General features: G+C 72.0%; 18 protein-coding genes and 1 pseudogene. 11 read left to right on the forward strand and 8 right to left on the reverse strand.

What is annotated here, in order from left to right; genetic code table 11:
- Positions 1-264: 264 nt before the first annotated feature.
- The 5 genes from ACFCZF_RS28240 (at position 265) to ACFCZF_RS28260 (ending at position 5256) form a co-directional block, all read left to right on the forward strand.
- Entirely contained in the window at positions 265-1278 is a 1014-nt protein-coding gene (locus ACFCZF_RS28240; RefSeq protein WP_376674023.1) for a substrate-binding domain-containing protein, read from the forward strand.
- 68 nt (positions 1279-1346) lie between these two features.
- Positions 1347-3878 carry a nitrate- and nitrite sensing domain-containing protein gene (locus ACFCZF_RS28245; RefSeq protein ID WP_376674024.1) on the forward strand — a complete coding sequence of 844 codons (2532 nt, stop codon included), beginning with the start codon at positions 1347-1349 and terminating at the stop codon, positions 3876-3878.
- Positions 3875-4294, forward strand: coding sequence for a roadblock/LC7 domain-containing protein (locus ACFCZF_RS28250; protein ID WP_375913653.1), 420 nt, complete (start codon positions 3875-3877; stop codon positions 4292-4294). The genes ACFCZF_RS28245 and ACFCZF_RS28250 overlap by 4 nt, the downstream gene beginning before the upstream one ends.
- A 1-nt stretch (position 4295) precedes the next feature.
- Positions 4296-4655 carry a DUF742 domain-containing protein gene (locus ACFCZF_RS28255; protein WP_375913656.1) on the forward strand — a complete coding sequence of 120 codons (360 nt, stop codon included), beginning with the start codon at positions 4296-4298 and terminating at the stop codon, positions 4653-4655.
- Positions 4642-5256 (forward strand): ATP/GTP-binding protein, encoded by a 615-nt coding sequence (locus ACFCZF_RS28260; RefSeq protein WP_376674025.1) that lies wholly within the window; start codon positions 4642-4644, stop codon positions 5254-5256. The genes ACFCZF_RS28255 and ACFCZF_RS28260 overlap by 14 nt, the downstream gene beginning before the upstream one ends.
- A gap of 15 nt (positions 5257-5271) precedes the next feature.
- On the opposite strand, the gene ACFCZF_RS28265 is transcribed toward ACFCZF_RS28260, so the two are convergent.
- The 4 genes from ACFCZF_RS28265 to ACFCZF_RS28280 form a co-directional block, all read right to left on the reverse strand.
- On the reverse strand, positions 5272-6231 hold the full coding sequence (locus tag ACFCZF_RS28265; RefSeq protein ID WP_375913662.1) for an ABC transporter substrate-binding protein: 960 nt from the start codon (positions 6229-6231) through the stop codon (positions 5272-5274).
- Positions 6232-6333: 102 nt separating this feature from the next.
- Positions 6334-6999 carry an ABC transporter permease gene (locus tag ACFCZF_RS28270; protein WP_376674026.1) on the reverse strand — a complete coding sequence of 222 codons (666 nt, stop codon included), beginning with the start codon at positions 6997-6999 and terminating at the stop codon, positions 6334-6336.
- Entirely contained in the window at positions 6996-7742 is a 747-nt protein-coding gene (locus ACFCZF_RS28275) for an ABC transporter permease (protein ID WP_375913668.1), read from the reverse strand. The genes ACFCZF_RS28270 and ACFCZF_RS28275 overlap by 4 nt, the downstream gene beginning before the upstream one ends.
- Positions 7739-8935: an ABC transporter ATP-binding protein gene (locus ACFCZF_RS28280; protein WP_376674027.1), complete on the reverse strand. Its 1197-nt coding sequence runs from the start codon at positions 8933-8935 to the stop codon at positions 7739-7741. The genes ACFCZF_RS28275 and ACFCZF_RS28280 overlap by 4 nt, the downstream gene beginning before the upstream one ends.
- A 94-nt stretch (positions 8936-9029) precedes the next feature.
- Here ACFCZF_RS28280 and ACFCZF_RS28285 point away from each other — a divergent pair.
- Positions 9030-9878: pseudogene (locus tag ACFCZF_RS28285) on the forward strand (sensor histidine kinase); the annotation flags it as partial.
- 9 nt (positions 9879-9887) lie between these two features.
- Here the strand turns inward: ACFCZF_RS28285 and msrB are convergent.
- The 4 genes from msrB to ACFCZF_RS28305 all read right to left on the reverse strand — a co-directional run bounded on the left by msrB (position 9888) and on the right by ACFCZF_RS28305 (position 13257).
- Complete coding sequence (gene msrB / locus ACFCZF_RS28290) at positions 9888-10295, reverse strand: peptide-methionine (R)-S-oxide reductase MsrB (protein ID WP_375913677.1); 408 nt, start codon at positions 10293-10295, stop codon at positions 9888-9890.
- Positions 10296-10309: 14 nt separating this feature from the next.
- Positions 10310-11707 (reverse strand): UDP-N-acetylmuramate--L-alanine ligase, encoded by a 1398-nt coding sequence (gene murC / locus ACFCZF_RS28295; RefSeq protein WP_375913680.1) that lies wholly within the window; start codon positions 11705-11707, stop codon positions 10310-10312.
- A gap of 125 nt (positions 11708-11832) precedes the next feature.
- Positions 11833-12306: an indole-3-glycerol phosphate synthase gene (locus ACFCZF_RS28300; protein ID WP_310870521.1), complete on the reverse strand. Its 474-nt coding sequence runs from the start codon at positions 12304-12306 to the stop codon at positions 11833-11835.
- A 156-nt stretch (positions 12307-12462) separates the two neighbouring features.
- Positions 12463-13257 carry a pyrimidine reductase family protein gene (locus tag ACFCZF_RS28305; RefSeq protein WP_376674028.1) on the reverse strand — a complete coding sequence of 265 codons (795 nt, stop codon included), beginning with the start codon at positions 13255-13257 and terminating at the stop codon, positions 12463-12465.
- A gap of 415 nt (positions 13258-13672) precedes the next feature.
- On the opposite strand from ACFCZF_RS28305, the gene zapE reads away from it, so the two are divergent.
- From zapE to ACFCZF_RS28330, 5 genes are all read left to right on the forward strand, one after another.
- Positions 13673-14815: a cell division protein ZapE gene (zapE, locus tag ACFCZF_RS28310; RefSeq protein WP_376674029.1), complete on the forward strand. Its 1143-nt coding sequence runs from the start codon at positions 13673-13675 to the stop codon at positions 14813-14815.
- Between the two features lie 209 nt (positions 14816-15024).
- Entirely contained in the window at positions 15025-15423 is a 399-nt protein-coding gene (locus tag ACFCZF_RS28315) for a hypothetical protein (RefSeq protein ID WP_376674030.1), read from the forward strand.
- Positions 15424-15498: 75 nt separating this feature from the next.
- Positions 15499-16080 carry a carbonic anhydrase gene (locus ACFCZF_RS28320; protein WP_375913692.1) on the forward strand — a complete coding sequence of 194 codons (582 nt, stop codon included), beginning with the start codon at positions 15499-15501 and terminating at the stop codon, positions 16078-16080.
- Between the two features lie 8 nt (positions 16081-16088).
- Positions 16089-17594 carry a SulP family inorganic anion transporter gene (locus ACFCZF_RS28325; protein ID WP_376674031.1) on the forward strand — a complete coding sequence of 502 codons (1506 nt, stop codon included), beginning with the start codon at positions 16089-16091 and terminating at the stop codon, positions 17592-17594.
- Between the two features lie 106 nt (positions 17595-17700).
- Entirely contained in the window at positions 17701-18501 is an 801-nt protein-coding gene (locus ACFCZF_RS28330; protein ID WP_310870527.1) for a slipin family protein, read from the forward strand.
- Positions 18502-18586: the final 85 nt, after the last annotated feature.

The following is an 18586-nucleotide window of genomic DNA, read 5'->3' on the forward strand; positions in this document are numbered from 1 at the left end:
TGCGTACTCGCGACTTCCGTGCGTGCTCGCGACTTCCGTGCGTGCTCGCGCTTCGGCCACGCCTCACCGGTGCTCCACCCGCCCCGTTCATCACGATGCGGCACCGACAACTCACACCTGGTCGCTGGTCACTTGACTACCGGCCGTCACTCACGGTTTGCTCCGGCCAGGCGAGATTCACCCGGTTGGCGTACCGACACACGGCTCCGGTCCACCTCGTCCCGTTCCTCCTGCTCGGCCGCACAGCGAGGTGCCCCAACCCCCATGAGTACATCTCCCCCGCCCACCCACTCCCTTGGACGCCTCCGCGCCACGGCCCTCGTCGCGGCCGTCTGTCTGCTGGCGGCCGGCTGCTCCGCCCTCGGCGGGGAGGAGGACGGCTCGGCCGCGGACACCGCGGGCGGGTCCGGCGCCGACCGGATGAAGATCGTCATGGTCACCCACGGCGGTGAGGGCGACGCCTTCTGGGACCGGGTGCGCAAGGGCGCCGAGGCCGCGGCCGACAAGGACGGCGTCGACCTGACGTACGCCGGCGACGCCGACTCCGCCGACCAGGCCGACCTGGTGCGGGACGCGATCCGCGACAAGGCCGACGGCATCGCCGTGACCCTGGCCAAACCGCAGGCGATGAAGGGACCCGTCGCCGAGGCCAAGGCGGCCGGCATTCCCGTGGTCGGCCTGAACTCCGGTATCGACGCCTGGCGGTCCACCGGGCTCCTGGAGTACTTCGGGCAGGACGAGAGCGTCGCGGGCCGGGCCGTCGGCGACAAGCTGAACGACCTCAAGGCCCGGCACGCCCTGTGCGTCATCCACGAGCGGGGCAACGTCGCGCTGGAGGCCCGCTGCGCCGGCGTGAAGAAGACCTTCGAGGGCGAGACCGAGATGCTCTACGTCGAGGGCACCGACATGAAGGCCGTCGGCGCGGCCGTCACCGCTCGGCTGCGGCAGGACTCCAGCATCGACGAGGTCGTCATGAACGGCGCGGCGTTCGCCCTCACCGCGGTCGAGTCGGTCGACGAGGCGGGCAGCAGCGCTAAGGTCGCCACCTTCGACCTCGACAAGGACCTCGTCGCAGCGGTCAAGCGCGGGGACGTGCAGTTCGCGGTGGACCAGCAGCCGTACCTCCAGGGGTATCTCGCGGTGGACGCGCTCTGGCTGTACCGCACCAACGGCAACGTCAGCGGTGGCGGAGTGGCACCCGTACTGACCGGCCCCGCGTTCGTGACCCGGACGAACGCCGACGCGGTCGCGAAGTTCGCCGCGGGCGGCACCCGGTGACCGGGCACCGCGGCCGCCGGCGCCCGCGCACAACCGCCACCCTCCCCCACTGATCGCCTAGGACGACGATGTCTGCACGGACAGGTGCCCGGCGCCGCCTCGGCTCCATACGTCTCTCCCTGATCCTCCTGGCCCTCGTCCCCGGCGTCACCCTCGCCGCCGTGTGGGGGGTGACGACGATCCAGATGTTCTCGGAGGGCCTGCGGCTGCGCGCGCAGACGGAACTGAGCCGCGACACCGGGGCCATGGGTACCGAGGCGGCGCTCGCACTGCAGAAGGAGCGCAGTCTGTCGGCCGCCCATCTGGCCGAGCCCGGCGGTGACCGGGCGGAACTGGACGCCCAGCGGAAGAAGACGGACGAGGCGGTCGCCCAACTCGTCGGCCAGTCCGACGCGATCGAGAGCGCGCCCGCCCGCGTCTCGGACCGGCTCTACTCGGTGCTCGGCTCGGTGGGCAGCCTGGAGTACTACCGCAACCAGGTGGACGACCCCAGCGACATCACCTCCGACCAGGCGCTCGACCAGTACACCTCGATCATCGACGAGCAGATCCACGCCTTCCAGGAGCTCTCCCAGGTCGACGACGGCGACCTCACCTCGCAGGCCGGGCCGCTGGTCGCCCTGGAGCACGCTGCGGAGCTGGTCTCCCAGGAGGACGCCCGGCTCACCCTGGCCTGGCCGTCCGGCCGGATGGACGAGGAGGAGTGGGCGCGGTTCGCGCAGTTGGTCCACACCCGGCGCTGGCTCGTCCAGGACCAGATCGTCCCCGCCCTGCGCGGCAGCGCCAAGGCGCAGACCGAGCGGATCCTCGCGAGCCCCGAGTGGCGGACCCTGGGGGCCGTCGAGGACCAGGTGCTCGCGGCCCGCGCGGCGGACGGCGACGACCGGATCGACCTGCCGGACGCGCGGCAGCGCTGGACCACCGCCCTGGACAAGGTCTCCGACCAGTACGCGGCGCTGATCAGGCAGCAGACGGACGGGTTGCTCGACCGCAGCGCCGACGAGGCACGCGGGCTGCTGATCACGGCCGCCTCGCTCAGCGCGGGTGGGCTGATCGCCCTGGTGCTCTGCGTCGCCATGTCCTGGCGCATCACCCGCTCGCTGTCCCGCCGGCTGCGCGGGCTGCGGCTGGCCACGCTGAGCCTGGCCGAGGAACGGCTGCCCGACGTGGTGGCCCGGCTGGAGCGGGGCGAGAAGGTGGACGTGGAGTCGGCGACCCCGCCGCTGGACTACGGGCGGGACGAACTCGGGCAGGTCGCGCAGGCGTTCAACACGGCACAGCGCACCGCCGTGCACACCGCCGTGGAACTCGCCGACACCCGGCGCGGCTTCCAGAAGGTCATCCTCGGCATCGCCCGGCAGAGCCAGAACCTCGTCAACATGCAGCTCGGCAAGCTGGACGCGCTGGAGCGCGAGCACACCGACCCGGAGATCCTCAAGGGTCTGTACGAACTGGACTCCACGGCCAGCCAGTTGCGCCGCTACGAGGAGAACCTCGTCATCATCAGCGGCGAGCAGCCACGGCGCACCTGGCGCGAGCCCGTCGCGCTGGTCGACATCCTGCGCAGTGCCGTCGGCGAGGTCGCCGAGTACCAGCGGGTGGAGCTGCACACCGACGAGGAGGTGGCCCTCGCACCGCCCGCGGTGGCCGACGTGATCCACCTGCTCGCCGAACTCATCGACAACGCGACCGCCTACTCCCCCGCCCCTCATCCGGTCGGGGTGCGGGCGGCACTGGTTGCCAAGGGGCTGGCCGTCGAGATCGAGGACCGCGGGCTCGGCCTGTCGGAGGAGGACTACGCCTCGTTCAACGCCCAGCTGGCGGTGGTACCGCAGTTCGACGTGGTCGCGCTCGCCGACGACCTGCGGCTCGGCATGTTCGTCGTGGCCCGGCTCGCACACCGGCACGGCATCACCGTCACGCTGCGCTCCTCCCCGTACGGCGGGACCACGGCGATCGTGCTGATCCCGCACGACATCGTGGTCCGCGAGCCGGTCGACGCGGCCCACGGCCCCGACCGTACGGCGTCTCCCGAGACACCCGAAACGCCTGCGACCGGCGTGCCCGGAGCGGCCTCCGTGTCCGAGACGCCCTCCGTGCCCGGGGCGGCCAGCGTGCCCGGGGCGGACCCCGCTGCCGCGAAGCGGCCCGTACGGACGGTACGGCCCGCACCCGCGAACCGGCCCGGCGCTACCGCCCCGACCGCGACGTCCGCGTCGTCCGCGTCGTCCGCGTCGTCCGCGTCGTCCGCCCCCTCCGCGTCCGAGCGGAACGGCCTGGCCCCGCTGCCCCGCCGGGTGCCGCAGACCAGCCTCGCCGCGGAGTTGCGCGACGAGGAGGACGCCGGGACCGGCCGGGACGACGGGCCCGAGGGCGCGTCCGGCGACCACGACGACTTCACCGCCGAGCGCGCCGCCTCGTCCCTCGCCGGTTTCCGGAGCGGCACCCTGCGGGCCCAGGCCGATGACGCCGCCCCCGACGCCACCGCCACCGACGCCGAGGCCGAGGCCGAGGCCGAAGCCGACGAGCAGGTCCTCTCCTCCGCCGCCCCCTCGACCTCGACCGCCGACCGCCGACCGCCGACGAAGGACACGCAATGACCCGACCCTCCCCCGCCACGCACACCGAGCTGGACCAACTGCTCACCGGACTCGTGGAGCGGGTCGCCGACGTGAACCAGGCGGTGGTGCTCTCCGAGGACGGTCTGGTCGTCAGCAAGTCCACCGGCTTCCCGCGCGACGACGCCGAGCGGCTGGCGGCGACCGCGTCGGGCCTGATGAGCCTCAGCAAGGGCGTCAGCATGGACTTCCGCGGCGGCCCCGTGCGCCAGGCACTGATCGAGATGGCCAACAGCTACCTGATACTCACCTCCGCCGGCGCCGGCGCCCACCTCGTCGTGCTCACCGGCCCGAACGCCGACGTCGGCGTGGTGGCGTACCAGATGAACATGCTGGTGAAGAGGATCGGCGAGCACCTGAGCGCGGCACCGCGGGCCACCGCCGGCCCCGGCGAGTGACGTGACCGGAGGCGACGCGGGCGGCCGGCTCGTACGGCCGTTCACCCTGACCGGCGGCCGGACCCGGCCCAGCCGCGCCGACTTCACCCTCATCACGACGGTGACCGCGATCGACCCGCAGCCCACGCGGTCCGCGCGACCGCAGCCCGAGCACCTGCGGATCCTGCGGCTGTGCGCCGAGCCCGTCGCCGTGGCGGAGGTCGCGGCCCGCCTGGACCTGCCGGTGAGCGTGGTCGTCATCCTGCTCTGCGACCTGCTGGAGGCCGACCGGATCACCGCCCGGCCCCCGCACCCGGTCTCCCGAGCCACCCCGGACCTGGACCTGCTGCAGAAAGTGAGGGACGGCCTTGGCCGGCTCTGACCGCGCCGCTGAGGCGCCCACGGCACCCGCATCCCCGGCTGCCGCCCCCGACGCCGTGAAGATCCTGATCGCCGGTGGTTTCGGCGTCGGCAAGACCACCATGGTCGGTTCGGTCAGCGAGATAGCCCCGCTGCGCACCGAGGAACCGCTGACCGCGGCGGGACTGGACGTCGACGACCTCGCCGGCATCGCGGAGAAGCGGGCCACGACCGTGGCCCTGGACTTCGGGCGGATCGGCATCGGCCGGGAACTGGTGCTGTACCTCTTCGGAACGCCCGGTCAGCAGCGGTTCTGGTTCATGTGGAACGACCTGGCGATCGGTGCCCTCGGCGCCGTGGTCCTGATCGACGTGCGCAGGCCAGAGTCGAGCTTCGCGGCCATCGACTTCTTCGAGCGGCGGGGCATTCCGTTCGTCGTCGGCGTCAACGGCTTCCACGGACGGCATCCGTATCCGGCCGAGGAGATCCGGGAGGCCCTGGCGCTGCCGGAGCACGTGCAGGTGCTGCTGTGCGACGCGCGGGAGCGGACCTCCTGCCGGGATGTCCTCATCGCCCTGATCGACCAGCTGATCGACGCCGCGGCCGGGGCCGCGGCGTCGTGACCGGCGTACGGCGGGTCAGACCAGGCCCGCCGACTCGAGCCACTCCTTGGCCACGTCCAGCGGGTCCTTCTTGTCCAGCTGCACCTGCGCGTCCAGGTCGAGGAGGGTCTTCGTGTCCAGCTTGGCGGAGACCGCGTTGAGCGTGTCGACGCCCTCCTGGGACAGGCTCTCCTTGTGGACCAGCGGTGTCACGTTCGCGTACCCGAAGAGGTTCTCCGGGTCCTTCAGGACGACGAACTTCTCCTTGATGATGGTCGGGTCGGTGGTGAAGATGTCCGCCGCCTGAACGGTGTTCTTCGTCAGCGCCGACTGGGTCAGCGGGCCGCCCGCGTCGAGCGCCTTGAAGGACTTGAACTTCAGCCCGTACACGGACTCCAGGCCCTTCAGACCCTGCTGCCGGGTCTGGAACTCGGGCGAACCGCCGATCACCAGGTCCGGCGCGATCTCCTTGAGGTCGGCGAGGGTCGACTCGGCGGTGAGGCCGTGCTTCTTGGCGGTCTCGGCGTTGACGCTGACCGAGTCCTTGTTCTCGGCCGGCGACGACTCCAGCAGCGTCAGCTTCTTGTCGAGCTTGGCGTTGGCCGCGGTGTTGACCGCCTCGGTGGACTTCTGCTCCGCCTCCGGGTCGAGGTAGGCCAGCAGCGCGCCGTTGTACTCCGGCAGCACCGTGACCGAGCCGTTCTTCATCAGGCCGTACGTCGTCTCCCGGCTGCCGATGTTGTGCTTGTAGGTGACCTTGAGGCCCTTCGCCTTGAGCGCCTCGCCGTAGATGTCGGCGAGGAGGGTGCTCTCGGCGAAGTTGTTCGAGCCGACGACGACGGTGCCGGCCTCCGCCTTCTCCCCGGCGAGGGGGTTGTCGGAGGTGTCGTCGGAGGAGGAACAGCCCGCGAGCAGCGCCGCCGCGGCGGTGAGCGCGACGGCCGCCGCACCGGTGTGCCTCGTCCTGGACCTGCTGCTCTTCGCGGTAGAAGTCATCCACCGATCCAAACGAGCCACTTGTCGGTCAGTCAAGAACGGCCTGGTTACGGTTTCTTTCACAACTGTGTTCGAGTCCGATTCCGAGGCCGTGTTCCGGCGTCAGCGCCTGCGCACCCCCGGCGACACCGCCAGCCGTCCCGCCGCCCAGAACACGGCGAGCGTGACGAGCGCCAGGAGCGCCACCAGGGTGGCACCGCCGACCACCTTCTCGTAATTGCGCTGGTAGAGCCCGTCGATGATGTACCGGCCGATCCCGCCGAGACTGACGTACGCGGCGATGGTCGCCGTCGACACGACCTGGATGGCCGCCGAACGCAGCCCGCTGAGGACCAGCGGCAGGGCGACGGGCAGCTCGACCCGGAAGAGGATGCTCGACTCGTGCATGCCCATGCCGCGCGCGGCGTCCACCGGGGAGGGGTCGACCGAGCGGACCGCCTCGTAGGTGGTCACCAGGATCGGCGGGATGGCGAGTACGACCAGCGGGACCATCACGGGCAGCAGGCCGATACCGACCACGACGGCGATCAGCACCAGCAGACCGAAGCTGGGCAGCGCGCGGGCGGCGGTGGCGACGAAGGCGACGGCGTTGCCACCGCGTCCGGTGTGCCCGGTGAGCAGCCCCACGGGCAGGCCGATCGCGGCGGCGAGGCCGAGGGCCATCAGCGTGTACTGGACGTGTTCCAGCAGGCGCTGCGGGATGCCGTCGTAGCCGTGCCAGTGGGCGCTGTCGCTGAAGAAGGCGTTGACGAAGTTGAGTACGTTCACCGGGCGACCGCCTTCTCCGGCGTCTCCGGCGACTCCGCCTTCTCCGCCTTCTCCGGTTCGGACCGCTCCTGCCGCACGGCGGCCTCCTTCGGGCGCTTGCCCTTGCCGCGCGGCATCCAGGGCGTCAACAGGTTCCGGACCAGGACGAGCGCCGCGTCGCACAGGACCGCCAGTACGGCGGTGGTGAGGACGGAGTTCACCGCGAGTTCGGGACGGCCGTACTTCTGGGCGTCCGCGAGCAGGTTGCCGAGGGCGCCCTGGTTGCCGATGAGGGCGCCGACGCTGACCAGGGAGATGCTGGCGGACACGGCCACCCGGAGCCCGGCGAGGATCGCGGGCACGGCGATCGGCAACTGCACCTGCAGATACCGCCGTACCGGCCCGAAGCCCATCGCGGTGGACGCGGCCAGGGTCTCCTCGGGCACCGACCGCACACCGTCGACGATCGCCGGGACGAGCACCACCAGGCTGTACACGGCCAGCGGGATCATCACGGTCAGCTCGGTCTGGCCGGTGTAGTCGATGAGGACGACGAAGACGGCCAGTGACGGAACGGCGTAGAACACGGTGGTCACGCCGAGCACGGGCGGGTACAGCCAGCGGAACCGCACACAGAGCTGGGCGACGGGCAGCGCGAGCAGCAGCCCGGCCAGCACCGGCAGCAGCGCCTCGCGCAGGTGCAGCCCGATCAGGCCGAAGTAGGTGTTGCCGAGGTCGCTCGGGATGTCGAAGAAGCCGTTCACGGGCCGACCTTCGTGACACCGGCGGGCCCCGCCTGCGGCGCGTCGCCGTCCTGTACGTCGCCGGCCGGTGCGTCGTCCGCCGGTGCGTCACCGGTGTTCCCGGCATGGTGCGCGGCGCGGATCGCCTCGCCGATGGTCTGCTGGGAGACGACGCCGGCCACCCGGCCGTCGGCGTCCACGGCGACGGCCCAGCCGGTGGGCGAGAGCACGGCGCAGTCGAGCGCGGCCCGCAGCGAGTCGGCGCCGGGCACGAACGGCCGCCCGTACGGCAGCAGCGCCTCCACCGCGATGTCCCCGGCGGTCAGATCCCGCGGTTCGGCCCAGCCCAGCGGCCTGCCCTCCCCGTCGGTCACCAGCAGGTAGGGGGCGTCGGGCGCGGCGAGCTGCTCGGCCGTGGCGTCCACGCGTACGACCGGGCCGCTCGTCAATTCCAGGTCCGCGGAGGGGAAGAAGGACAGCCGCCGGATGCCGCGGTCGGCACCGAGGAAGTCCTCGACGAAGTCGTCCGCGGGGTTCGACAGCAGTTCGGCGGGGGGCGCGAACTGGGCGAGCCGGCCGCCGGTGCGCATCACCGCGACCATGGTGCCCAGCTTGATGGCCTCGTCGATGTCGTGCGTGACGAAGACGATGGTCTTGCCGAGCTCCTCCTGGATGCGCAGGAGTTCGTCCTGGAGCCCCTTGCGGACCACGGGGTCGACGGCGGAGAACGGCTCGTCCATGAGCAGCACGGGCGGGTCGGCGGCGAGCGCCCGCGCCACACCGACGCGCTGCTGCTGGCCGCCGGAGAGCTGGTACGGGTACCGCTTGCCGAGGGAGGCGTCGAGCCCCACCCGCTCCATCAGCTCCACCGCCCGTTCGCGGGACGCCTGTTTGCCCCAGCCGATCATGCGGGGCACGGTGGCGATGTTGTCGATGATCGTCCGGTGCTGGAAGAGCCCGGCGTTCTGGATGACGTATCCCATCGACCGGCGCAGCGTGGTGACCGGCTGCCGCTGGAGGTCCGCGCCGTCGAGGAGGATGGCGCCCTCGGTGGGCTCGACCATTCGGTTGATCATCCGCAGGGTCGTCGTCTTGCCGCAGCCGGACGGCCCGACGAGGACCGTGATCGAGCGGTCCGGTATCTCCAGCGACAGCCTGTCGACCGCCACGGTGCCGTCCGGGTACCGCTTGGTGACTGATTCCATCCGTATCAAAACGCCGAATACCCTTCGGGTGGGGCGGAAGTTCTGGCCAGGTCGCTACGGGTCGTTGCCGGGAGAGTCTAGACGTCCGATGTTGCGGACCCGCACGGCGCACGGCATCGCCTCGCACGACCTGACCGAGTCGGCCGCCCGGCTGCCGCTGCGGGTGGACGGGCGGGACGGCGGGCGGGAGGTGGCGGAGCTGCGGACCGCGTTCAACACGATGCTGGAGCACATCGACGACTCACTGGCGGTGCGCGCCGAGGCCGAGCAGCGGCTGCGCCGGTTCGTCGCGGACGCCTCGCACGAGCTGCGCACCCCGCTGATGTCGGTGCGGGGCTACGCCGACCTGTTCCAGTACGCGGCGGCCAACGCCCCGGAGGAACGGGAGCGGCATCTGGCCCGGCTGCGCGCCGAGGCGGCCCGGATGGGTGTGCTCCTGGACGACCTGCTGCTGCTCGCCCGGCTGGACGCGGCCGAGGTGGAGGCGCCGCTGCGCTGGGAGGACGCGGATCTGACGGAGCTGGTACGGCAGGCGGGCGACGCCTTCCGCGCCGGTCACCCGGAGCATCCGCTGACGGTGACGGCCGGTCCCGCGGTGGTGAAGCTGCGCATGGACCCGCAGCGGATCCGGCAGGTGCTCGACAACCTGCTGACCAACGCGGCCGTGCACACCCCGCCGGGCACGAAGGTCTCGGTCGCCGTCTCCGTGACGGCCGAAGCGGTCCGAGTGGCGGTCGCCGACACGGGGCCGGGCATCCCGGCCGCCGACCGGGAGCGGATCTTCGACCGCTTCTACCGCGTCGACAAGGCCCGCAGCCGCGACCGCGGGGGCAGCGGGCTGGGCCTCGCCGTGGCCGGTTCGCTGGTGCGGGCGCACGGCGGCACGATCGAGCTGGGCGGCGAGCCGGGCGCGACGGTGTTCACCGTGACGCTCCCGGCCGCCGGGCTCTGAACCGCGGGTTCAGCCCTCCGTGGGCGCCAGCCGCAGCGAGATGCTGTTGATGCAGTACCGCTGGTCGGTGGGGGTCGGATACCCCTCGCCCTTGAACACGTGCCCGAGGTGCGATCCGCACCGTGCGCAGCGCACCTCCGTGCGCACCATGCCGTGGGACCGGTCCTCGATCAGCTCGACCGCGTCGGTGTCCTTCGGGTCGAAGAAGGACGGCCAGCCGCAGTGCGACTCGAACTTGGTGGTGGAGGTGAACAGCTCCGCACCGCAGGCGCGGCAGGAGTAGACGCCCTCGGTCTTGGTGTCGGTGTACTCACCGGTGAAGGCGGGCTCGGTGCCGGCCTGGCGCAGGACGGCGTACTCGGCCGGAGCCAGTTCCGCGCGCCACTGCTCGTCCGGCTTCTCGACGTCGTACGACATGAGTCCTCAGCCCCTTACTTACCCGTGCTCGACAGCTGGTCCAGGATGCGCGGTCCGAGGTCGGTGACGTCGCCCGCGCCCATGGTGAGAACGAGATCACCGGCCTTCGCCATTCCCGCGACCACCGAGGGCGCCCCGTCCTTGTCGTGGACCGGAGTGACGTCGGCGCCCGCGGCCCGGGCCGCCTCGATGATCAGCTCGCTGGTGATGCCCGGGATCGGGTCCTCGCGGGCGGGGTAGATGTCGAGGACGACCGAGGCGTCGGCCAGTGCCAGGGCCTGGCCCATCTCCTTGCCCAGCTCCTGGGTGCGGGAGAACAGGTGCGGCTGGAAGAGGACGAGGATGCGGGCGTCGCCGACCGCGGCGCGCATGGCCTCCAGGTCCGCCGTCATCTCGGTGGGGTGGTGCGCGTAGGAGTCGACGACCTGGACGCCGGCCGCCTCGCCCTTGAGCTGGAGGCGCCGCTTGACGCCCGTGTAGGCGGCCAGGGCGGGGGCCAGCTCGGCGGCGGGGATGCCGAGTGCCGCGCCCGCGGCGAGGGCGGCGACCGCGTTGTGCGCGTAGTGGCGGCCCGGGACGGAGACCGCGAAGGTCAGCTCAGCGCCGTCCATCACCACGGTGACCTCGCTCTTCAGGCCCTGCGGGACGACCGACAGGATCCGTACGTCGGCGTCCTCGGACTCCCCGTACGTCACCGTGCGCACCGACCCGGCCAGTCGCCGCGTCAGCTCCCGGGCGCCGTCCTGGTCGGCCGCGATCACCAGGGTGCCGCCGGGGACGATCTTGCCGGCGAAGGTCTCGAAGGACTCGTAGATCTCGTCCATCGACGCGTAGTTGGCGTGGTGGTCGAGTTCGACGTTGAGGACGATGGCGACCTCGGGGGCGTACTTGTGGAAGCTGCGGTCGCTCTCGTCCGCCTCGGCCACGAAGATCTCGCCGTCGCCGTGCAGGGCGTTGGAGCCGGGCGCGTCCAGGTCGCCGCCGATCGCGTACGACGGGTCCAGGCCAAGCTCGGACAGGGAGACCGCCAGCATGGAGGTGGTGGTGGTCTTGCCGTGCGTGCCGGCGACCGCGATCGGGCGCAGCCCGTTCATCAGGGCGGCGAGGGCGTCGGAGCGGTGGACGACCGGGATGCCGCGTTCGGCCGCGCGGGCCAGCTCCGGGTTGTCCTCGCGGATCGCCGACGACACGACCACGCAGCTCGCGTCGTCGGCGAGGTGCTCCGCCGCGTGCCCGATGTGCACGGTCGCGCCGAGCGCGCGCAGGGCGTCGGCGGTCGCGGACTCCTTGGCGTCGCTGCCCGCCACCTCGGCGCCGCGCTGGGCGAGGATCTTGGCGATGCCCGACATTCCGGCGCCGCCGATGCCGATGAAGTGCGGTCGGTCCATGGCGGTAGGAAGGCCGGGTGCCATGCGCTGTTCTCCCCAGAGGTGCGACGGGTGGTACGAGAGGTGGTGCTTGCGAGCGTGCTGCTCGCGAGCGGTGGTCGTGCTGGCGGGCGCGCCCCCGGCGCGGGGTCCTGGAGCGCGGCCCCAGCCTATGCCTTGCTGTGGGAGAACAGTTTCAGGACCGGTACGCCGACCTTGTGCCGGGCCCGCGAGGCCCAGTCCCGGTGGAAGAACTCCTCCACGTAGTGCGGATCGGTCAGGACGATCACCTCGTCGGCCCCGATCTCCAGGACCAGGGACTTGAGCTCGTCGAGCGGGTGGTCCTCGATCAGGCGGCCCTCGGCCTCGGCGCCGGACGCGCGCAGGGCGGTGAGGGACACCTCCAGTGCCCGCTGCCCGACGCTCTGCGCCTCCTGGCCCTCGGGCGTCTCGCCCTCGCGTACGGCGTCGTCGAGCTCGCCGAGCGCGACGTCGTCGATGGCTCTCAGCAGCCTGTCCGCCTGATCGCCGCGCGGCTGGAGCAGCACGTGGAAGGCGACCGCCTCCTCCCCGTGCAAGGTGGTGACGAACTCCACGTCGGCGGACGTCAGGGCCTTCTCGATCATCAAAACGCTTGTGAACACTCAGGCGCCCCTTCTCCTTCGAGGGACCGTCGGGCCCACCCTCCGTAGGCCTTACCGGTCCCTGCGGAAACCATCCTGCCCCGTGATCGCACGGGTACTGCCGGATTCAGTGTGCCCGGCGCGGACTAAGCGGAACGGTAGATTCCACCGATTCCCTCAGTCACGCCGGTACCGGGTGAAGAGGAAGCCCTCCTCCTCAAGCAGGGACGCGAGCGCGAACCGCCGCGGGACCTCGACCGAGGGTCCGCCCGCGATGCGCTGCGCGTCACCCGCGGTGAGCATCGGCGAGACGGTCAGGCACAGCTCGTCGAGCACCCCGGCCGTGACGAACTGCCCCAGCAGCCGTGGTCCGCCCTCGGTCAGCAGCCGGGTGTGACCGAGCCCGACGAGCGCGTCGACGGCACGGGCGGGGTCCACGCCGACGCCGTCACCGGCGATCACCACCCGGGCGCCGGCCTTCTCGGCGGCCGCGATCCGGGCCGGGGCCGCGGCCGCGCCGGTCAGGACCAGGGTGGGTACCAGCGGCGAGGTGAACAACGGCAGGGAGAAGTCCAGCTCCAGGCTCGCGCTGACCACCGCGATCGCCGGCGCGGGGCTCTGCCCGGCCGCCCGCCGCAGCTCCGCGAACTCCGCACGCGAGCGTGCCGGGCGGTACCCCTCCTGGCGTACGGTCTCGGCGCCGGCGACCACCACGTCCGCCAGGGCGCGCAGGGTGCCGAAGATGCGCATGTCGGCCGCGCTGGAGATGGGCTGGGACCGGCCGTCGTGCTGGGCGGCACCGTCGAGGGTGGAGACCATGTTCGCCCGCAGCCACGCCCCCGGCCGCCCGTCCTGTCCGGGATAGGCGTAGGCGGCGGCCAGCTCGGCGAGGCTCCACTCCCGATCGGTCCCGTCGGAGCCCGGTCCGGCTGTCTGATCGGTCACAGGGGTCACGGGGAACAGGCGTCGCATGCCGTGCAGTGTTCCACGCACCGACCAACCGAACCGCGCACGCATCCGCGCAGCCCGCGGCCCCGCAACCGCACAGCCCGCGACCGCGCGCGCAGCCGCGCAACCCCGCAGCCCCGCAGCCCCGCAGCCCCGCAACCGCGCAACCGCGCAGCCGCGCAGCCGCGCAGCCGCGCAGCCGCGGGCAATCGTGCCGCCAAGGGCGGCACGGGTGGGCGCGGCGGCACCCCGCAACGCCGGGCCGCGCACCCCACCCCCGCCCAGCCCCCACCGGGCAACCGAACAACGCACGGTCCGGGCACACGCACCCCCCGCCCCCACGCTCCCGCACCCGCACCCGCACCCGCACCCGCACCGACCCACGTCACACCCCCCACACCGCCCGGCACCCCCCGGACAGGCCCTACCATGGACCCCCGTGTCGTCCTCCTCCCCCGCCCCCGGTTCCGCCCCCTCCGGTCGCCCCCCGATAGCCGGGACGGAGCCCGCCTCCGCCCCGCTGTCCCTGTGCGCCCGCGAGCCGCGCGTCCCCGCGGACCGCCTGGTCGCCGAGATGGTGCCCCCACCCCGCTTCGACTCGGTGCGCTTCAGCACCTACATCCCGGACCCGAACCAGCCCAGCCAGAGCGAGGCCGTCCGGGTCCTGGAGGACTTCGCGACCGGACTGGACGGGACCCCGGCCGCCACCGGCAGGCGCGGCCTCTTCGGCCTCGGTCTCGGTCTCGGCAGAAGCAAGGCCCCGAAGCCCCCCGCCGGCCCCCGCGGCGTCTACCTCGACGGCGGCTACGGCGTCGGCAAGACCCACCTGCTGGCCTCCCTGTGGCACGCCACCCCCGCCGAGCCCTCCCGCAAGGCGTTCGGCACCTTCGTGGAGCTGACCAACCTCGTCGGTGCCCTCGGCTTCCAGCAGACCGTGCAGACTCTCTCCGGGCACCGTCTCCTCTGCATCGACGAGTTCGAGCTCGACGACCCCGGCGACACCGTCCTCGTCTCCAGCCTGCTCGCCCGGCTGGTCGAGGCGGGCGTGGCGCTCGCCGCCACCTCCAACACACTGCCGGGCAAGCTCGGCGAGGGCCGCTTCGCGGCGGCCGACTTCCTGCGCGAGATCCAGGGCCTGTCCGCCCACTTCCGCGCCCTGCGCATCGATGGCGAGGACTACCGCCACCGCGGCCTGCCCGAGGCGCCGGCCCCGTACTCCGACGAGCAGGTGACCCGCGCGGCGCGGGCCACCGAGGGCGCCTCCCTGGACGACTTCCCCGCGCTCCTCGACCACCTCGCCCGCGTCCACCCCAGCCGTTACGGCGCCCTGACCGACGGCCTCACGGCCGTGTGCCTCACCGGGGTGCGCTCGGTGCCGGACCAGTCGACGGCACTGCGCCTCGTGGTGCTCGCGGACCGGCTCTACGACCGTGAGGTGCCCGTCCTGGCCTCCGGGCTGCCGTTCGACCGGCTCTTCAGCGAGGAGATGCTGAAGGGCGGGTACCGCAAGAAGTACTTCCGGGCGATCTCCCGGCTCACCGCGCTGGCCCGGGATGCGGCACGCCTGGTCGACACCGCCTGAGCGCGGCCGGAACGGCCTGTTCCCGCCAACTCACCCGCGACTTTCAGGCTCTCTTCAGCTCGTAACGCTGCGTTAACCCTGCAAAGCTCTTTGCAGGGTTAACGTGTTTCTTGACCGCGCATTGACCATGCGTTGGCAGTGCATTGACCTTGCGTCGGCCATGTGTCGGCACATGCCACTGGCGAGAACTGCCTGGAGGGGGGCGTAGGTTGCGAGCCACGACGGCCCGGACCGCGGTTGCGTTCCTCGCCGCCGTCCTGATCGCCCTGGTGGCCTTCGCTCCCGGCGCACCCTTCGCATCCGCGCATACGAGCCGTGATGCCGTGGCCAATGCCCATCCCGGAACCACCCTCACCGGCATGGCATCGCACGACGAGACCGTCACCTGCCACGACGTCGGCCGGTCCGGGCACCCGAACAGTTCCCCGCGCGTCCGCGACCGGCACCGCACCACCGCCGCGCCCCAGCCCGAGGCTCCCGAACGCCCGTATCTGCGGCAGCGCGGCGCGGCGGCGCCCGAACCTGCCATGTCCGGCCGTGCGACGGGACACCGGCCGAGATCCGCGCCGGACCGCTCCCCGGCGGCACTTCAGGTCTTCCGCTGCTGAGGGACCGGAACATTCCCACCTCTGTCCTGCCCGTCCGACGCGCCCCCACAGCGCGCCAGGAGGAATCACCACATCATGCAGCCCCTCATCGACAACGCCCGCACGTACGGACAGCGCCCTGAGGAGTTCGCCGGGCTCGCCGAAGGCCAGTCGCCCGAAGTCCTGTTCATCACCTGCTCCGACTCCCGGGTCGTACCCGCCCTGATCACGGGTGCCGGGCCCGGCCGGCTCTTCGAGCTGCGCACCGCGGGCAACATCGTCCCGCCGTACGGCGCCGAGCGCCCGACCGGCGAGGCGGCCACCATCGAGTACGCCGTGGAAGTGCTCGGCGTCACCGACATCGTGGTCTGCGGCCACTCGCACTGCGGCGCCGTCGGCGCCCTGGTGCGCGGCGACGACCTGTCCGCCGTACCCGCCGTGCGCGACTGGCTGGCGCACGCCGCGGACGAGCCGAAGCCGTGCGACCCCGCCGACCCGACGGTCGCCGAGGCCGTGCGGCACCACGTCCTGGCACAGCTGCTGCGGCTGCGCTCCTACCCCTGTGTCGAGCGGCGGCTGACGGACGGCCGGCTGCGGATGCGCGGCTGGTACTACGAGGTCCACACCGGAGTCGTACGCGAACACCACGCGGACACCGACACGTTCGAGACGCTGTGAGCGCCGGCATGAACGCCATATCCGAGAACCCGCGATCCGAGAACTCCCGGAAGTTCCCCCATCTGCGGCAGGACTTCACCGCCTCGCTGGTCGTGTTCCTGGTCGCCCTCCCACTGTGCGTGGGCGTCGCCGTCGCCTCCGGTGTCCCGGCCGAACTCGGCCTGGTCACGGGCATCGTGGGCGGTCTCGTCACCGGCTTCCTGCCGGGCAGCAGCCTTCAGGTGTCCGGTCCGGCCGCGGGCCTGACGGTGCTGGTCTTCGGCGCGGTCGACGAGTACGGGCTGCCCGCGCTCGGCGTGATCGTGCTGGCCGCCGGCCTCATCCAGCTCGCGATGGGCGCCCTGAAGCTGGGGCGCTGGTTCCGGGCCATCTCCCTGTCGGTCGTCGAGGGCATGCTCGCCGGCATCGGCCTCGTGCTCATCGCCGGCCAGCTTTACTCGGCGGCCGGTCTGGAGGCGCCCGCCTCCGGCCTCGACAAGCTCACCGGGCTGCCCGGAGCCGCCGCCGACGCGCTGGGCAGCACCGAGGCGCTCACCTCGCTCGCCCTCGGCGCGGGCACCGTCGCGGTGATGGTGCTGTGGAAGCGGCTGCCGAAGCGGGTGCAGACCGTGCCGGGCGCGCTGGCCGCGGTCGGCCTGGCCACGGCGGTCACGGCGGTCTTCGGACTGTCGGTGGCGACCGTCGAGGTCAGCGGCCTGCTGGACGTGATCCAGCCGCCCGGCGCCGACGCCTTCGGCGAACTGGCGAGCGTGGGCATCCTCGGCACGATCGTCGCCTTCACCCTGATCGCCTCGGCGGAGAGCCTGTTCAGCGCCGCCGCGGTGGACCGGCTGCACAAGGGCCCGCGCACCGAGTACAACAAGGAGCTGATGGCGCAGGGCGCGGGCAACACGGTGTGCGGCATCCTCGGCGCGCTGCCGATGACCGCGGTCATCGTGCGCAGTTCCACCAACGTCAACGCGGGCGCGCGCACCAAGGCGTCCCGGGTGCTGCACGGCGTGTGGCTGCTGCTGTTCGCCGCGCTGCTGCCGTCCGTGCTGGCCCTGATCCCGCTGCCCGCGCTGGCGGGCATCCTGGTCCACGCGGGATGGAAGCTGATCCCGTTCCGCGGCATCGTGCCGCTGTGGCGCGAGCACCGGGGCGAGGCGCTGATCCTGGTGGTCACGGCCGTGTCGATCGTCGCGGTCAACATGTTCGAGGGCGTGCTGATCGGTCTGGCCCTGTCCGTGGTCAAGACCGCCTGGGAGGCTTCCCACCTCAAGCTGGAGGTCGTCGACAAGGGCGCCGGTCCCATCCAGGCGCACCTGTCGGGCAACGCGACCTTCCTGCGGCTGCCGAAGATCCTGGAGAGCCTGGAGGCGCTGCCGCAGGACCGCCCGGTCGAGCTGGACCTGTCCGGGCTGCACCACCTGGACCACGCCTGCCGCACCGCGCTGGAGAACTGGGCCGAGCGGCACAGCGCCACCGGTACGGACCCGGTGAAGGTCACCGAACCGGCGACGGCGGCCGTGTAGTCCCATCGATGCACGGGAGGCCCGGTCCGGGGCATGGCCTCGGACCGGGCTTCCGGCATATCGTGACAGGAGTAGGCGAAACGGCCCTCTGGGCGAGGAGGTCGCCATGCTCCAGGAGCTGCTGACCGCGGCTGCCGCCGCCGGAAGCGCCGGGGTGCTGTACATCGCGTCGGCGGCGCGGATCGTCAAGCAGTACGAGCGCGGGGTCGTCCTCCGGCTCGGCCGACTCGCCGGTGAGGTGCGGCAACCCGGCTTCACCATGATCGTCCCGGTGGTGGACCGGCTGCACAAGGTCAACATGCAGATCGTGACGATGCCGGTGCCCGCCCAGGAGGGCATCACCCGGGACAACGTGACCGTCCGCGTGGACGCGGTCGTCTACTTCAAGGTGGTCGACGCCGCCTACGCGCTCATCCGCGTCGAGGACTACAAGTTCGCCGTGTCCCAGATGGCCCAGACATCGCTGCGGTCCATCATCGGCAAGAGCGACCTGGACGACCTGCTGTCCAACCGGGAGAAGCTGAACCAGGGCCTGGAGCTGATGATCGACAGCCCGGCCATCGGCTGGGGCGTGCAGATCGACCGCGTCGAGATCAAGGACGTGTCGCTGCCCGAGACCATGAAGCGCTCGATGGCCCGGCAGGCCGAGGCCGACCGCGAGCGGCGGGCCCGGGTCATCAACGCGGACGCCGAGCGCCAGGCGTCCAAGGTGCTCGCCGAGGCCGCGCGGGAGATGTCGGAGACGCCGGCCGCGCTGCAACTGCGGCTGTTGCAGACGGTGGTGGCGGTGGCCGCGGAGAAGAACTCGACGCTGGTGCTGCCCTTCCCGGTGGAGCTGCTGCGGTTCTTGGAGAACCCGCAGCGGGCGCCGCTGGGCCAGACCCCGGAGCGGCCGGCCGGCATGTGACGCGTGTAGCGCGCGTGGTTCCCGGGAAACGTGCCAGGTGATAGACACAGCGGGTCGCAATCCTGTCCGCCAGCAGGAAGGTCAC

Origin of the sequence: Streptomyces sp. NPDC056296, from assembly GCF_042268605.1 — a bacterium.
In the GTDB taxonomy this organism is placed as follows: domain Bacteria; phylum Actinomycetota; class Actinomycetes; order Streptomycetales; family Streptomycetaceae; genus Streptomyces.

What these genes read in the sequence shown, in the direction of transcription:
- ACFCZF_RS28250 (WP_375913653.1), top strand. Translation starts at nt 3,875, where the DNA reads ATGACCCGACCCTCCCCCGCCACGCACACCGAGCTGGACCAACTGCTC.
- ACFCZF_RS28305 (WP_376674028.1), bottom strand. Translation starts at nt 13,257, where the DNA reads ATGCGACGCCTGTTCCCCGTGACCCCTGTGACCGATCAGACAGCCGGA.
- ACFCZF_RS28320 (WP_375913692.1), top strand. Translation starts at nt 15,499, where the DNA reads ATGCAGCCCCTCATCGACAACGCCCGCACGTACGGACAGCGCCCTGAG.
- msrB (WP_375913677.1), bottom strand. Translation starts at nt 10,295, where the DNA reads ATGTCGTACGACGTCGAGAAGCCGGACGAGCAGTGGCGCGCGGAACTG.
- murC (WP_375913680.1), bottom strand. Translation starts at nt 11,707, where the DNA reads ATGGCACCCGGCCTTCCTACCGCCATGGACCGACCGCACTTCATCGGC.
- ACFCZF_RS28240 (WP_376674023.1), top strand. Translation starts at nt 265, where the DNA reads ATGAGTACATCTCCCCCGCCCACCCACTCCCTTGGACGCCTCCGCGCC.
- ACFCZF_RS28330 (WP_310870527.1), top strand. Translation starts at nt 17,701, where the DNA reads ATGCTCCAGGAGCTGCTGACCGCGGCTGCCGCCGCCGGAAGCGCCGGG.
- ACFCZF_RS28245 (WP_376674024.1), top strand. Translation starts at nt 1,347, where the DNA reads ATGTCTGCACGGACAGGTGCCCGGCGCCGCCTCGGCTCCATACGTCTC.
- ACFCZF_RS28325 (WP_376674031.1), top strand. Translation starts at nt 16,089, where the DNA reads ATGAACGCCATATCCGAGAACCCGCGATCCGAGAACTCCCGGAAGTTC.
- ACFCZF_RS28265 (WP_375913662.1), bottom strand. Translation starts at nt 6,231, where the DNA reads ATGACTTCTACCGCGAAGAGCAGCAGGTCCAGGACGAGGCACACCGGT.